This window comes from Acidovorax sp. MR-S7, assembly GCF_000400995.2.
Taxonomy (GTDB): domain Bacteria; phylum Pseudomonadota; class Gammaproteobacteria; order Burkholderiales; family Burkholderiaceae_C; genus MR-S7.
On sequence record NZ_DF238933.1, the window covers coordinates 1 to 13,325 of the forward strand.

Consider the following 13,325-nt stretch of genomic DNA (forward strand, 5'->3'; position numbering starts at 1 on the left):
CAGGCTCATTTGCTTCATGTCGGCAATGTCTCACATCACGCGGGTGGCGGCAGGGTTGTGCAGACCTTCCCTAATGGTCACTTTCGCCGAAAGTGCAGATGCAAAGAAGTCTTGGAAAACCGGTAAAAATGTGCGAAATCGGCCTTGATTGTTGATGGTTGATCAACCTTCTGCACATCGAAAAATGTTGTAAATCAACATGTTACGTTGATTAAATAACGAATAAAACCAAAAAACACCTAGCCTGTTTATTTGGCTCATAACCGTCGTGGCTTTTTTTTGTCTTGTTCGCTTGCACTTTGGTCGAAGTGCCTGTCCATGGCCCGGGAGCAGGCTTCTTGGCAGCTATTGCGAAGTTGTCTGCTTCAGGGCCAGTGCTTGCTGGTACAGCGCATTCCTGGGCTCTTGGGTGATGTCTGCTGCGAGGCGCACGGCAGTCTTCACGGGCAAGGCCTCCAGCAACAGCCGAAGCACTCGCAGTCCTTCGCCATCCATGGCGGGAGTGGCATGTGCGAGTGGATGCACGATCACCACGAATTCTCCGCGGGCGCGTTGCGCACCTGTCGCCAGCCATGCGGCTAGTGCGTCTGCACGGCACGTAGCGATTTCTTCGTATTGCTTGGTGAGTTCCCGTGCCAGGGTGACTTGGCGTGCACCCAGCGCGGCCAGGTCGGATGCCAGGCTGGCAATGCGATGCGGGGCTTCCAGCAGGACGGCACTCCGTGGTTCGCTGGCCAGCTGTTGCAGGGCGGCGGCGCGCTCGCTGCCTTTGGCGGGCAGGAATCCGGCAAATACGAAACCATTGTCGTGGGAGGCGCCGGCGATGGCTCCGGCAACACTCATGGCGCACGTCACACTGCTGGCGCCCGGAAGCGGAATGCAGCGCATGCCGGCGGCGTGTACTGCTGCCACCAGGCGGGCTCCGGGGTCGCTGATGCCCGGGGTGCCGGCATCGCTTGCATAGGCGATCCTCTCTCCGCGTCCCAGACGTTCAATCACCTTTTGTGCTGCCTGCGCTTCGTTGTGCTGGTGCACGGAGATCAACTGTTCCGGGCTCTTGTCTACGCCGTACGCGCGCAACAGGGCCTGTGTATGGCGGGTGTCCTCGCATGCGATGGCATCTACAAGCTGCAGGACATGCAGTGCCCGCAGAGTGATGTCGGCCAAGTTGCCGATTGGCGTGGCCACGACATACAGTGCTCCCTGCGGATAATGCTGGGATGCTGCCGCTTCACGTGCGGCACTCAGGGCGGAGGAAAAGGAGGCGGACAATGGGTTTCCTCGGCAAAAAAACCAATACGGGCGGTGTGAGGCGCAAAGCGGGCACCACGCTGCAGCGGGGCCAGCACGCAGAGGACGAAGCGCTCGCGTACCTGATCAGCGCCGGCATGCTGCTGGTCGAACGCAATTATCGGACGCCTGGCCGGGGGGGAGGGGAAATTGACCTTGTCATGCGCGAACGGGACGGCACATTGGTCTTCGTCGAGGTGCGCAGCCGTGCGACGGCCGCCTTTGGCGGTGCGGCAGGGAGCGTGGGACGGGTCAAGCAGCAGAGGCTCGTGCGGGCGGCGCAGTACTTTCTGATGCGTTGGTCCTCCCCGCCAGCGTGCCGCTTCGACGTGATCTCCATCGAGGATGGTTCCTTGCAATGGCTGCGCGCCGCTTTCGACGCAGGGTAGTGCCTGTACGCCTACCGTTTGCTACAGAAGGCAGGGTGCCCGCAGGTATCATCCACGGCTCATGCTTGAGCAACGTGTCCAACAGCATTTCATCGACAGTGCCGACCTGAAGTACCAGGCGGCGCAGGTTCTTAGCCAACCGATCGAGGCCGCGGTGCAGGCCATTCTGGCCTGCGTGACCAATGGAGCGAAGGTCCTGGCATGCGGCTGCGGCCTCTCGGCCCCGCAGGCGCAGCAATTCGCCGCCCTGTGCGTATCCGGCTTCGAGCGGGACCGGCCGGAACTGGCCGCCCTGGCACTTACGCACGAGGCGATATGGATGGCAGGCACCGATAGCGCTGCCCTGGCACGGCAGGTCCGCGCCTTGGGCCAGGCGGGTGACCTGCTGCTGGCCATTACCGCCGATGGCAATGAGCCTGCCGTCCTGGATGCCGTGCAGGCTGCCCACGAGCGCGACATGACGGTCGTCGCCCTGTGCGGCCGCGATAGCGGGGGCTTGGCTTCCTTGCTGCACGAAACCGATGTGCAGATCTGCGTGCCGCATGACCGCGCCGCGCGGGTGCGGGAGGTGCACAGCCTGGTATTGCATTGCCTGTGCGATGGGGTGGATGCCCAATTACTTGGAGAACAGGAGATTCCTCTATGACATTCCAGATCGTGCGCACTCCATGCGCGTTGCTGGCCGCGGTGACGTTGGCGGGCGGCTTGGCGGCATGCGCCCCGCTCGTCATCGGGGGCGGCGCCGTCATGGGCACTCTGGTCGCCACCGACCGGCGCACCGCAGGCTCGCAGGTGGAGGACGAGGGGATCGAGTTCCGCACGGCCAGCCGCATCCGCGAGATCCTGGGCGACAACGTGCATGTGAACGTCACGAGCTACAACCGCCAGGTGCTGCTGACGGGCGAAGTGCCGGCCGCCGCCGATGGGCAGAAGGTGGAGCAGATCGCGCTGGGCGTGGAGAACGTGCGCTCGGTGGTCAATGACCTGGGCGTGATGCCCAACTCCACGCTGAGCCAGCGCTCCAACGACACCTTCATCACCGGTAAGGTGCGTGCCAGCCTCGTGGATGCCAAGGACCTGTCTGCCAACGCGTTCAAGGTGGTGACCGAGCGGAACGTGGTCTACCTGATGGGGCGTGTGACCGAGCGCGAGGCCAAGCGGGCGACAGAGATCGCACGGGGCGTGAACGGCGTGCGCAAGGTGGTCCGTGTCTTTGAAACGATTTCCGAGGAAGAGCTCAGCCGGGCAGCCGTGCGGCAGCCGGCGCCCGTCTCCCAGGATCCTGCTGCTCAGCAGTAGCAGAGCGGGCAATAGGCAGGCTGCGCGTGAGCGCGCCTGCCACACCGTGCCCTTGCAATGGAGGTCAGGCCTTCTTGGTCACGAGGCGGGTGATGAGGCTCGAGGTATCCCACCGGTTGCCGCCCGCACGCTGCACGTCGGCGTAGAACTGGTCCACCAGCGCCGTCACCGGCAGGCGGGCGCCGTTGCGCTTGGCTTCGTCGAGCACCAGGCCCAGATCCTTGCGCATCCAGTCCACGGCAAACCCGAAGTCGAAGCGTCCTTCGACCATGGTCTTGCCCCGGTTCTCCATCTGCCAGCTTTGGGCGGCGCCCTTGCTGATCACGTCGAGCACCAGGGGCATGTCAAGGCCGGCGTGCTGGCCGAACGCAATGGCTTCCGACAGGCCCTGCACCAGTCCGGCGATGCAGATCTGGTTCACCATCTTGGCCAGCTGGCCGGCCCCACTGTCGCCGATGCGGGTGAAGGCGCGGGAGAAGGCCAGTGCAGTGGGGCGCACCGCGTCGAAGGCCGGCTGGCTGCCTCCGCACATCACCGTCAACTGTCCGTTTTGGGCGCCGGCCTGCCCGCCGGAGACCGGGGCATCGATGAACTGCAGGCCCAGGGCCTTCGCTGCCGTATCGAGTTCGCGTGCCACGGCGGCGGAGGCCGTGGTGTGGTCCACGAAGATGGCGCCGGGCTGCATGCCGGCAAAGGCGCCGTCGGCGCCCAGCACCACGGAGCGCAGATCGTCGTCGTTGCCCACGCAGCAGAAGACGATGTCCGCGCCCTGCGCCGCCTCGCGAGGCGTGTTCGCGTGCTGCACCTTGCCGGTTTCCGCGAACTCGGCGCACCATGCTTCCGACTTGGCGGCCGTGCGGTTGTAGACGGTCACGGCATGGCCTGCGCGCGCCAGATGGCCTGCCATGGGATAGCCCATGACGCCCAGGCCCAGGAAGGCCACGCGGCGCGCGGGAGCCGGCTCGTAGGTGCGGGGATTGATGCTGCTGGTCATGTCTAGTGGGTCTCCAATAAAAAACGACCCGCCGCTGTGGGCGGGCTGGGGGCTGCAACCGTGCGCCGGCGTACGGTCACACGATGGCGAAGTGTTCGGTGCCGGAGGCGAGATCCGTGGTCTTGGCGCGTTGGCTGCTCAGCTTGATCTGCAGGCGCAGATCGTTCACCGAGTCCGCGTTGCGCAAGGCATCCTCGTAGGTGACCACATTCGCCTCGAACAGATCGAACAGTGCCTGGTCGAAAGTCTGCATGCCGAGGTTGCGGCTCTTCTTCATGATCTCCTTGATCTCGGCCACCTCGCCCTTGAAGATCAGGTCGGCGATCAGCGGCGTGTTGAGCATCACCTCGACCGCTGCGGCCCGGCCCTTGCCGTCCTGCTTGGGAAGGAGGCGCTGCGAGACCATGGCGCGCAGGTTCAGCGACAGGTCCATGAGCAGTTGCGCGCGGCGTTCCTCGGGAAAGAAGTTGATGATCCGGTCCAGCGCCTGGTTGGCACTGTTGGCGTGCAGCGTGGCCAGGCACAGGTGGCCGGTTTCGGCGAAGGCCACGGCGTGCTCCATGGTTTCGCGGTCGCGGATCTCGCCCATCAGGATCACGTCGGGCGCCTGGCGCAGTGTGTTCTTCAACGCGGCTTCCCAGCTGTCGGTATCCAGGCCCACCTCGCGCTGCGTGACGACGCAGTTCTTGTGCGGATGCACGAACTCGATGGGGTCCTCCACCGTGATGATGTGGCCGAACGAGTGCTCGTTGCGCCAGTCCACCATGGCGGCCAGGGAGGTCGACTTGCCCGAGCCTGTGGCGCCGACCAAGATGCACAGGCCGCGCTTGGTCATGGTGATTTCCTTGAGCACCTGCGGCAAGCCCAGGCCATCGATGGTCGGCAGGGTGAGCGGAATGGTCCGCAGCACCATGCCCACGCGGCCTTGCTGGATGAAGGCGTTGACGCGGAAGCGTCCGACGCCAGCGGGCGCGATGGCGAAATTGCATTCCTTGGTGCGCTCGAAATCCGCCACCTGCTTGTCGCTCATGATCGAGCGTGCCAGCGTCAGGGTGTGCGTGGGGGTGAGCGGCTGTGGCGACACCTTGGTGACCTTGCCGTCCACCTTGATGGCCGGAGGGAAGTCCGCCGTGATGAACAGGTCGCTCCCTCCCCGGCTGACCATCAGCTTGAGCAGGTCGTTGATGAATTTACTGGCCTGATCGCGTTCCATCCCTGTACCTCCCGTGGACTCGCCTTGTGTATGGGACCGCTGTTCAGCGTTGATTCTCGCTCAGCCGCGCACTCACCACGCGCAGCCGCAGGGAGAGCTTGCGTGCCAGCAATGCGACCAGGCTGGCGGCCAGCTGGGGGTCCTGGGACATCATCTCGTCCATGGCCTCGGCGCTCAGCACGGCGACTTCGCAGTCGGTGAGCGTGGTGCATGCGGAGAACCGGATGCCGCTGTCGAGCAGCGACATCTCGCCCAGGATGTCGCCGGGGCGGGTCTCGGCCAGCCGCAGCTGCTCGCCCCAGGGCTGCACGCGGTCCACGGCGATGGTGCCGGTGAGCAGCACCACCATGAAGTTGCCGTATTCGTCCTGGCGGATGACGTCGCGGTTGGGTGGAATGGCGGCGAACTCGAAAAAGCGCTCCATGCGTTCCACGGCATCCTGATCCAGGTGCGCCATGTACTTGTCCTTGCCCCACAGCGACTGCAGCAGCTTGCCGCCGCGGCTCTTGGGCAGGCGCTTGGCGCCGACCTCCACCGCGCGCGCTTCCCAGGGCACGAGCAGGGATTCGTCCACGCCCTGGCCGGCGAAGGCCGTGGTGAAGAACACCGAGTCGTGGCTCTCTTCGCTGGGCTTGCGGGCCTTGGTCTTGAGCAGGCTGAGGATGCCTTTCATGGGAATGCTCCGATCGCTGGGCCACTGCGAGGCCAGTGGCTTCTAGGATGACGTGGTGCCCGGCCGCACCCGCAAGCGGCTAGCCGGGGAAGTTCTCCGGAATCTTAGCCTTGCTGCGCGCTTCGGCGGGACTGATGATGTTGCGACGCACCAATTCGGTGAGATTCTGGTCCAGCGTCTGCATGCCCGCGCTGTTGCCCGTCTGGATGGTGGAATACATCTGCGCCACCTTGGCCTCGCGGATCAGGTTGCGGATGGCGCTGGTGCCCAGCATGATCTCGTGCGCCGCCACGCGGCCGGAACCGTCCTTGAGCTTGCACAGCGTCTGCGAGATCACGGCCTGCAGCGACTCCGACAGCATCGCCCGTACCATCTCCTTTTCCTCGGCGGGGAACACGTCGATGATCCGGTCGATGGTCTTGGCGGCGCTCGACGTGTGCAGCGTGCCGAACACCAGGTGGCCCGTCTCGGCCGCCGTCATGGCCAGGCGGATGGTCTCCAGGTCGCGCATTTCGCCGACGAGGATGGCATCCGGGTCTTCGCGCAGCGCGGACTTGAGCGCCGCGGCGAACGACAGCGTCATCGGCCCCACCTCGCGCTGGTTCACCAGGCACTTCTTGGACTCGTGCACGAACTCGATCGGGTCCTCGATGGTGAGGATGTGGCCGTACTCCGTCTCGTTGAGGTGGTTGATCATCGCTGCCAGCGTAGTGGACTTGCCCGAACCCGTCGGGCCGGTCACCAGCACCAGGCCGCGCGGCTTGAGGGACAGGTCGGCGAAGATCTTGGGCGCGTTGAGCTGCTCCAGCGTGAGGATCTTGCTCGGGATGGTCCGGAACACGGCGGCCGCACCGCGGTTCTGGTTGAACGCGTTGACGCGAAAGCGCGCCAGGCCGTCGATCTCGAACGAGAAATCGACTTCCAGGAACTCCTCGTAGGCCTTGCGCTGCGCATCGCTCATGATGTCGTACACCATGGCGTGGACGGTCTTGTGGTCCAGCGCATCCACATTGATGCGGCGTACATCCCCGTGGACCCGGATCATCGGCGGCAGGCCTGCGGAAAGGTGCAGGTCCGACGCCTTGTTTTTCACGCTGAAGGCGAGCAGTTGGGTGATGTCCACGGAAGGTCCCTCGAATCGTTTGGTACGCTTGGGCGGACATTATGACGACGATCGGTAACAACCTCCAGCACGTGCAAAGCCGCATCGCGCGGGCCTGCGCGGCGGCCGGGCGCCCTGCGGATGCCGTGGCGCTGCTGGCCGTTTCCAAGACCTTCGGACCCGAGGCCGTGCGCGATGCGGCGCTCGCCGGCCAATGCGCCTTCGGCGAGAACTACATCCAGGAGGCCGTGGAAAAAATGGCCGTGGTGGCGGACATGCAGCTGCCCCGGCCGCTGCAGTGGCATTGCATCGGCCCCATCCAGAGCAACAAGACGCGGCTGGTGGCCGAGCACTTCGACTGGGCGCACACCGTGGACCGCCTCAAGATCGCGCAGCGCCTGTCGGAGCAGCGCCCCGCGCACCTGCCTCCGCTCATGGTGTGCCTGCAGGTCAACGTGGACGGCGGGCCCACCAAGTCCGGCGTGGCGCCCGGCGAGGCGCTGGCGCTGGCCGAGGCGGTGGCTCGGCTGCCGCGCCTGGTGCTGCGCGGCATCATGAGTATTCCTGATGATGCTCCTGATTTCGAGGCGCAGCGCGCTCTCCACCACAGGGCGGCAGCCGTTTTCGACCAGATCAAGGCCAGCGGCGTGGCCGGGCTGGAACAGTTCGATACGCTGTCCCTTGGCATGACGGGCGACCTGGAGGCCGCCGTGGCCGCGGGCAGCACCCTGGTGCGCGTGGGCAGCGGCATCTTCGGCGCGCGCAGCTACGCGCGCGCCGGCTGAGCGGCGCGCCGCTCAGGCCGGCGCGAAGCGCCGGATGCAGTCCAAGGCCTGCGCCACGTCCTGCGGCCCCACGTCGAGGTGCGTGACCCAGCGCAGGCGCGTGGCGCCGCCGTAGAGGCTGCCGGTCACGCGCACTCCGTGCTGCGCGAGCCAGGCCGTGAAGGCCGGGGCCACATCGGCCTGCACGTCGCAGAACAGGATGTTGGTGTGGGCCGAGGCCACGGCCAGCTTGCCCGCCAGCGCCGGGTGGCTGCGCCCCGCCTCGGCCAGGCCCTGCGCGAGCGTGCGCAGCAGGGCGTGGTCGTCGGCCATGCGCCGCACGTGGTGCTGCAGCGCATGGTGGCCGGCGGCGGCCAGCAGGCCCACCTGGCGCATGCCGCCGCCCAGGATCTTGCGCGTGCGCCGCGCCTGGCGGATGAAGGCCTGCGGGCCCAGCAGCAGCGAGCCCACGGGTGCGCCCAGCCCCTTGGAGAGGCAGACCGACGCGGTGTCGAAATGCGCGCAGATGGCGCGCGCCGCCTCGTACACGTCGCTGCCGTCCGCTTCGGCCTGGGCCGTGGCCGCGTTGAACAGGCGCGCGCCATCCAGGTGCAGTGCCAGGCCGCGCGAGCGCGCGAGCTGCGCAACATCGGCGATGTAGGGCAGCGGCAGGGCCTGGCCGCCCGTGGTGTTCTCCAGCACCACGAGGCGCGAGCGCGCGAAGTGCGGATCGTCGGGCTTGATGGCGGCCGCGATGTCGGCCGGGCGCAGCGTGCCGTCGGGCTGGGTCTCCACCGGCTGGGGCTGGATCGAGCCGAGCACGGCCATGCCGCCGCCTTCCCAGCGGTAGGTGTGCCAGCTCTGGCCCACGATGGCCTCGTCGCCGCGCTGGCAGTGGCCCATGAGCGCGATCAGGTTGGTCTGCGTGCCGGTGGGCGCGAACAGCGCGGCCTCGAAGCCGAGCAACTGCGCGGCATGGTCCTGCAGGGCGTTCACGGACGGATCGTCGCCGAACACGTCGTCGCCCAACGGCGCCTGCAGCATGGCGTGCCGCATGGCGGGCGTGGGCTGGGTGACGGTGTCGCTGCGAAAGTCGGGCATGGTGGCTATCCTCGGGCGGGGTGTCGATGGCCGTGAGTGTGCGTGCAGCCGACGCCGCCGAGGTTGAGAAATGCTGCCGCCATCCATGAGAAACAGGAAACCCACCACTTCACCGCGCCTGCCGCTCGAAGACCTGCGCGTGTTCGACGCCGTGGTGCGCCACGGCGGCATCGGGGCCGCGGCCGACGCGCTGGCGCTGACGCAGGGCGCCGTCAGCAAGCGCATCAGCGCGCTGGAGGCCAAGGCCGGCGTGCGGCTGCTGGAGCGCGGCAGCCGCAAGGCCGCGCCCACGCGCGCGGGCCGGGTGCTGGCGGCCTCCACGGCGCAGGCGCTCGAAGCGCTCGCCACCGCCTGGCAGGCGGTGGCCGTGCCGGCCGCCGATGCGGGAGCGCACCGGCTGGCCGTGTCGTGCGAACGCTCGCTGGCGCTGCGCTGGCTCATTCCCCGGCTGGGCAGCTTCCAGGCGCGGCACCCGGAAGTGGTGGTGCACGTCCAGGCGGGCGGCGGCCCGGTGGACTTCGGCGCCGAAGGTGCGGACGTGGCCATCCGCCGCGACGACTTCGCCCCGGTCCGCGCGGTGCAGACGGCGCCGCTGGTGCCCGAACCCATGGCCCTTGTGCTGGCGCCCGCGCTGCTGCCGGCCTGGCAGCAGGCGCCGCGCACCGTGCGGCGCCTGCACAGCGCCACGCGACCCGATGCCTGGGCCCAGTGGGTATTGGCCTGCCCGCAGGCGGACGGCGTGGCGGGCCGGGCGGCTGCGCCCTCGCAGATGTTCGAGCACTGGTTCCTGGCCATCCAGGCCGCCGAATCGGGCCTGGGCGCGCTCGTGGCCCCCGTGCCGCTGGTGGCCGATGCGCTGGCGCAGGGGCGGCTCGTCGCGCCGCACGGCAGCGTGGCCGGGCAGGGTGCCTACGTGCTGCTGTGGCCGCGCGGCAGGCGCTCGGTGTAACGCGACCGTTTCATGGCGTGGCTGCGCGGGCAGGTGCCACCCGCGCAATGATGCTCAGGCGCCGCCCAGGGCCTGGTACAGCGTGGCGTGGTTGACCAGGCGGTTCAGCCGGTTCTCGGCCAGTGCCGTCTCGGCGGAGCGGCGCTTTTCCTGGGCGTCGAGCCAGGGCTTGAGCGCCACGGCGCCCGCGCGGTAGCGCACCTCGTAGAGGCGCTCGGCCCTGCGCGCGTCGGCCAGCGACTGTTCGAGCTGCGCAGCCTGCTCGGCGTACTGCCGGCGGGCCGACAGCGCGTTGTCCACGTCGGTCAGGGCCTGGTAGAGCGTCTGGCGGAAGGTGACCACTGCGCGCTCGTAGTCGGCCTGCGCGATGGCGGTGCTGATGCGCATCTCCGTCTGGTTGAGGAACGGCAGCACCAGCCCCGCGCCCAGCGTGGCCACGGGATTGGCCAGCACGCTGCCGAGCGCGCTGCTGGCGCCGCCGAGCGCTCCGGTGAGCGAGAGCTGGGGGTAGTACGACAGGCGCGTCGCGTCGCCGCTGGCCAGCGTGCCGCGCAGCCGCAGCTCGGCCGCGCGCAGGTCGGGGCGGCGCGCCAGCAGCTCGGCCGGCAGGCCGGCGGTCACGTCGGGCAGCGACGCGGCGGGCAGGGTTTGCGGCGCGCTCCATCCCGGGGCGGCGGGTCCGGTGGCCGAGCCGTCGAACAACAGCACGAGCGCGTTCGAGGTTTCCACGTACTGCTGCTGCAAATTGGCCAGGGCGGCGCGCTGGCTCGCCAGGCTCTGGCGCGACTCGGCCAGTTCCAGTGACGAGACCGCGCCCGCGTCGTATTGCGTCTGCACCAGCGCGAGCGTGCGCTCGGCATAGCCGATGCTCTCGGTGGCCGCCGCCAGGCGCTGGTTGTAGTAGGCGAGCTGCCAGTACAGCGTGGCCGTGGTGCCCGCCAGGGCCTGGGCCGTGGCCTCGCGGTCCTCTGCCGTGGCCTGGGCTTCCCAGCGCGCGGCGTCGAGCGATGCGCCCAGGCGGTTCCACAGGTCCAGCTCGTAGCTCACGCCCAGCGAGGCGCTGTTCGAGCGCGTGGTGCCGCCGCCGTCCAGCGGCCGCCCCGCGCTCGTGCTGAGGTTCGCGTTGACGCTGGGGCGGTGCTCCGTGAGCCGGGCCTGCAGCTGCGCGCGCCGCACCTGGATGGTGGCCGCGGCCAGGTTGTTGTTGCGCGTCAGCGCGGCTTCGACCAGGCTGTCGAGCACCGGGTCGTTGAAGGCCTTCCACCAGTGGCCGGTGGCGGCCTGCGCATCGCGTGCGCCGGCCTGTGCCTGCGGGGCGTTCGGCCATTGGGCGGGCACCGCCACGGCGGGCGCCTCGTAGGGCGTGCGCAGCGTGGAGCAGCCGGCGAGCGCCAGGGCCAGCGCCAGCATGGCGGGGCGAAGGAGTGCGGTCTGTGTCATGGGAAGCCCTGGGTTTTCGTCCGAAAAATACAAGCCAAATCGGCCTCTAGCGCTTATCTGGAAAGCGCAAGCAGCTATTGAAAAGAGAGCTACTCACGCGCCAGCGCCTGGACCGGGTCGAGCCGTGCGGCGCTGCGCGCCGGCAGGAAGCCGAAGACCACGCCGATCAGCGAGGCGCACGCGAAGGCCGCGGCCATGGAGCTGGTCGAGTACGCCATCTGGAACTCGCTGCTGGCGCGCGCGAACACCGCGCCGAACGCGAGCGCGGCCAGGATGCCGAGCACGCCGCCGATCAGGCACACCAGCACGGCCTCGATCAGGAACTGCTGCTGGATGTCGCTCTGGCGCGCCCCCACGGCCATGCGCACGCCGATCTCGCGCGTGCGCTCGGTCACGCTGACCAGCATGATGTTCATCACGCCGATGCCGCCCACCACCAGCGAGATCACGGCGATGGAGGAGATCAGCAGCGTCATGGTGCGCGTGGTGGCCTCGATCGTCTGGCGGATGCTGTCGGTGTTGAGCACGTAGAAGTCCTTGCGCCCGTGGCGTCGCTCCAGCAGCTGGTTGATGCCCTGCTCGGCGGCCTCGGTGGGCGCGTCGTCGCGCACGCGCACCGTGATGCTGCGCAGGTAGTTCTGGTTGACGACGCGGCTCATGGCCGTGGTGTAGGGCACGAAGACGTTGAGCGCCTCGCTGTTGCCGAAGGCCGAGTCGCTTTTGGCCGCCACGCCGATCACGCGCACCGGCACGCTGCCCAGCAGCACGACCTCGCCCACGGGGTTGGGCGTGTTGGGGAACAGCGTCTTGCGCGTGTTGTCGTCGATCACGGCCACCTGGTCGCGGCGCGCGACGTTGTCGGCGTCGAAGGCGTTGCCCTGGGCGATCTTCACGCCCTTGACGCGGAAGTACTGCTCGCCTGCGCCCATCACCGTGGCCGAGGCCTCGACGTTGCGGTAGCGGGCCGTCACGCTGCTGGACAGCGTGGGCGTGACGCTGTCCACGTAGCCCTGGCGCGCGAGCGCGTCGGCATCGGCGGGCACCAGGGTGCGCACGGCGGCCGCGCGCCGGTCACCGAAGCCCGAGCCCGAGAAGATCTCGATGGTGTTGGTGCCGATGGCGCTGATGTTCTTGAGCACCTGCTGGCGCGAGCCCTCGCCCAGCGCCACCACGGCCACCACCGAGGCGATGCCGATGATGATGCCCAGCATGGTCAGGAAGGTGCGCAGGCGGTGCGCGTTCATGGCCAGCAGCGCCATCTGGAAGGCTTCGATGAAGCGGTCGCGCAGCGCCCCTAGCCCGTCGCGCGGCGCGGGCGCGGCGGGGCGGGCGCCGGCCGCGGGGCCGGTTGGGGTGCGCGCGGCGGCGCGCGCCGTGGGGTGGTCGCCGATGATGCAGCCGTCGCGGATCTCGATGATCCGCTCGGCATGCTCGGCCACGGCCATGTCGTGCGTCACGATGATGATGGTGTGGCCTTCGGCGTGCAGCTCCTGGAGGATCTTCATCACCTCCTCGCCGCTCGCGGTGTCGAGTGCGCCCGTGGGCTCGTCGGCCAGGATCACGCTGCCGCCGTTTATGAGCGCCCGCGCGATGGACACGCGCTGCTGCTGCCCGCCCGAGAGCTGGCCGGGACGGTGGCCCATGCGGTCCTGCAGGCCCAGCCGCGCCAGCAGGGCTGCGGCGCGCTCGTGGCGCTGCGGGCCGGGCACGCCGGCGTACACGGCCGGCACCTCCACGTTGCCGCGCGCCGTCAGGTCGCCCAGCAGGTGGTAGCGCTGGAATATGAAGCCGAAGTGGCCCCGGCGCAGCGCGGCCAGCTCGTCGGCATCCAGCGAGTGCGTCTCGCGCCCGCCCACGCGGTAGCTGCCGGCGGTGGGCTGGTCCAGGCAGCCCAGGATGTTCATGAGCGTGGACTTGCCCGAGCCCGACTGCCCGACGATGGCCACCATCTCGCCCGCGCGGATGTCCAGGTCGATGTCCTTGAGCACGGCGATGGTGCCTTCGCCGGCCGGGAATTCGCGGCGCAGACCGCGCAGCTCGAGCAGCGCGGGGCCCGTGCCGCCTGCAGCGCCGCCCACGGTGGAGGAGGGGAATTCCTGCTTCATCGCGGC

General features: G+C 68.3%; 13 protein-coding genes. 5 read left to right on the forward strand and 8 right to left on the reverse strand.

The genetic code is table 11. The annotated features are described in order from the left end of the window. Positions 1–345 precede the first annotated feature (345 nt). Entirely contained in the window at positions 346–1,272 is a 927-nt protein-coding gene (gene rsmI / locus AVS7_RS13245) for a 16S rRNA (cytidine(1402)-2'-O)-methyltransferase (protein WP_024001546.1), read from the reverse strand. Here rsmI and AVS7_RS13250 point away from each other — a divergent pair. From AVS7_RS13250 to AVS7_RS13260, 3 genes are all read left to right on the forward strand, one after another. Then, positions 1,272–1,679, forward strand: coding sequence for a YraN family protein (locus tag AVS7_RS13250; protein ID WP_020228888.1), 408 nt, complete (start codon positions 1,272–1,274; stop codon positions 1,677–1,679). The two genes, rsmI and AVS7_RS13250, sit on opposite strands and share 1 nt — an antisense overlap. A 61-nt stretch (positions 1,680–1,740) precedes the next feature. Further along, positions 1,741–2,325: an SIS domain-containing protein gene (locus AVS7_RS13255; RefSeq protein WP_020228889.1), complete on the forward strand. Its 585-nt coding sequence runs from the start codon at positions 1,741–1,743 to the stop codon at positions 2,323–2,325. Further along, on the forward strand, positions 2,322–2,978 hold the full coding sequence (locus AVS7_RS13260) for a BON domain-containing protein (protein ID WP_020228890.1): 657 nt from the start codon (positions 2,322–2,324) through the stop codon (positions 2,976–2,978). The genes AVS7_RS13255 and AVS7_RS13260 overlap by 4 nt, the downstream gene beginning before the upstream one ends. 64 nt (positions 2,979–3,042) lie before the next feature. On the opposite strand, the gene AVS7_RS13265 is transcribed toward AVS7_RS13260, so the two are convergent. From AVS7_RS13265 to AVS7_RS13280, 4 genes are all read right to left on the reverse strand, one after another. Continuing rightward, on the reverse strand, positions 3,043–3,972 hold the full coding sequence (locus AVS7_RS13265; protein WP_020228891.1) for an NAD(P)-dependent oxidoreductase: 930 nt from the start codon (positions 3,970–3,972) through the stop codon (positions 3,043–3,045). Between the two features lie 76 nt (positions 3,973–4,048). Next, positions 4,049–5,185 (reverse strand): PilT/PilU family type 4a pilus ATPase, encoded by a 1,137-nt coding sequence (locus tag AVS7_RS13270; RefSeq protein WP_020228892.1) that lies wholly within the window; start codon positions 5,183–5,185, stop codon positions 4,049–4,051. Between the two features lie 43 nt (positions 5,186–5,228). Continuing rightward, entirely contained in the window at positions 5,229–5,858 is a 630-nt protein-coding gene (locus tag AVS7_RS13275) for a cyclic nucleotide-binding domain-containing protein (RefSeq protein WP_020228893.1), read from the reverse strand. Between the two features lie 79 nt (positions 5,859–5,937). After that, a complete protein-coding gene (locus tag AVS7_RS13280) occupies positions 5,938–6,981 on the reverse strand; it encodes a type IV pilus twitching motility protein PilT (protein WP_020228894.1) in 1,044 nt (347 codons plus the stop codon). A gap of 41 nt (positions 6,982–7,022) precedes the next feature. Here AVS7_RS13280 and AVS7_RS13285 point away from each other — a divergent pair, with 41 nt between their 5' ends. After that, positions 7,023–7,745, forward strand: coding sequence for a YggS family pyridoxal phosphate-dependent enzyme (locus AVS7_RS13285; RefSeq protein ID WP_020228895.1), 723 nt, complete (start codon positions 7,023–7,025; stop codon positions 7,743–7,745). Between the two features lie 12 nt (positions 7,746–7,757). Here the strand turns inward: AVS7_RS13285 and ltaE are convergent, their stop codons facing one another. Further along, positions 7,758–8,825, reverse strand: a complete 1,068-nt coding sequence (gene ltaE / locus AVS7_RS13290) for a low-specificity L-threonine aldolase (RefSeq protein ID WP_020228896.1) — start codon at positions 8,823–8,825, stop codon at positions 7,758–7,760. A gap of 85 nt (positions 8,826–8,910) precedes the next feature. On the opposite strand from ltaE, the gene AVS7_RS13295 reads away from it, so the two are divergent. Continuing rightward, on the forward strand, positions 8,911–9,774 hold the full coding sequence (locus AVS7_RS13295; RefSeq protein WP_049696924.1) for a LysR substrate-binding domain-containing protein: 864 nt from the start codon (positions 8,911–8,913) through the stop codon (positions 9,772–9,774). Positions 9,775–9,828: 54 nt separating this feature from the next. On the opposite strand, the gene AVS7_RS13300 is transcribed toward AVS7_RS13295, so the two are convergent. Together AVS7_RS13300 and AVS7_RS13305 are read right to left on the reverse strand one after the other, a co-directional pair. After that, a complete protein-coding gene (locus AVS7_RS13300) occupies positions 9,829–11,214 on the reverse strand; it encodes an efflux transporter outer membrane subunit (protein ID WP_034690920.1) in 1,386 nt (461 codons plus the stop codon). An 89-nt stretch (positions 11,215–11,303) separates the two neighbouring features. Further along, entirely contained in the window at positions 11,304–13,319 is a 2,016-nt protein-coding gene (locus AVS7_RS13305) for a MacB family efflux pump subunit (RefSeq protein ID WP_020228899.1), read from the reverse strand. Between the last annotated feature and the right edge of the window lie 6 nt (positions 13,320–13,325).

Bases quoted from the DNA above. Each gene is read 5' to 3' on its own strand.
- AVS7_RS13250 (WP_020228888.1), top strand. From the start codon at position 1,272: ATGGGTTTCCTCGGCAAAAAAACCAATACGGGCGGTGTGAGGCGCAAA.
- AVS7_RS13255 (WP_020228889.1), top strand. From the start codon at position 1,741: ATGCTTGAGCAACGTGTCCAACAGCATTTCATCGACAGTGCCGACCTG.
- AVS7_RS13260 (WP_020228890.1), top strand. From the start codon at position 2,322: ATGACATTCCAGATCGTGCGCACTCCATGCGCGTTGCTGGCCGCGGTG.
- AVS7_RS13265 (WP_020228891.1), bottom strand. From the start codon at position 3,972: ATGACCAGCAGCATCAATCCCCGCACCTACGAGCCGGCTCCCGCGCGC.
- AVS7_RS13270 (WP_020228892.1), bottom strand. From the start codon at position 5,185: ATGGAACGCGATCAGGCCAGTAAATTCATCAACGACCTGCTCAAGCTG.
- AVS7_RS13275 (WP_020228893.1), bottom strand. From the start codon at position 5,858: ATGAAAGGCATCCTCAGCCTGCTCAAGACCAAGGCCCGCAAGCCCAGC.
- AVS7_RS13285 (WP_020228895.1), top strand. From the start codon at position 7,023: ATGACGACGATCGGTAACAACCTCCAGCACGTGCAAAGCCGCATCGCG.
- ltaE (WP_020228896.1), bottom strand. From the start codon at position 8,825: ATGCCCGACTTTCGCAGCGACACCGTCACCCAGCCCACGCCCGCCATG.
- AVS7_RS13295 (WP_049696924.1), top strand. From the start codon at position 8,911: ATGAGAAACAGGAAACCCACCACTTCACCGCGCCTGCCGCTCGAAGAC.
- AVS7_RS13300 (WP_034690920.1), bottom strand. From the start codon at position 11,214: ATGACACAGACCGCACTCCTTCGCCCCGCCATGCTGGCGCTGGCCCTG.
- AVS7_RS13305 (WP_020228899.1), bottom strand. From the start codon at position 13,319: ATGAAGCAGGAATTCCCCTCCTCCACCGTGGGCGGCGCTGCAGGCGGC.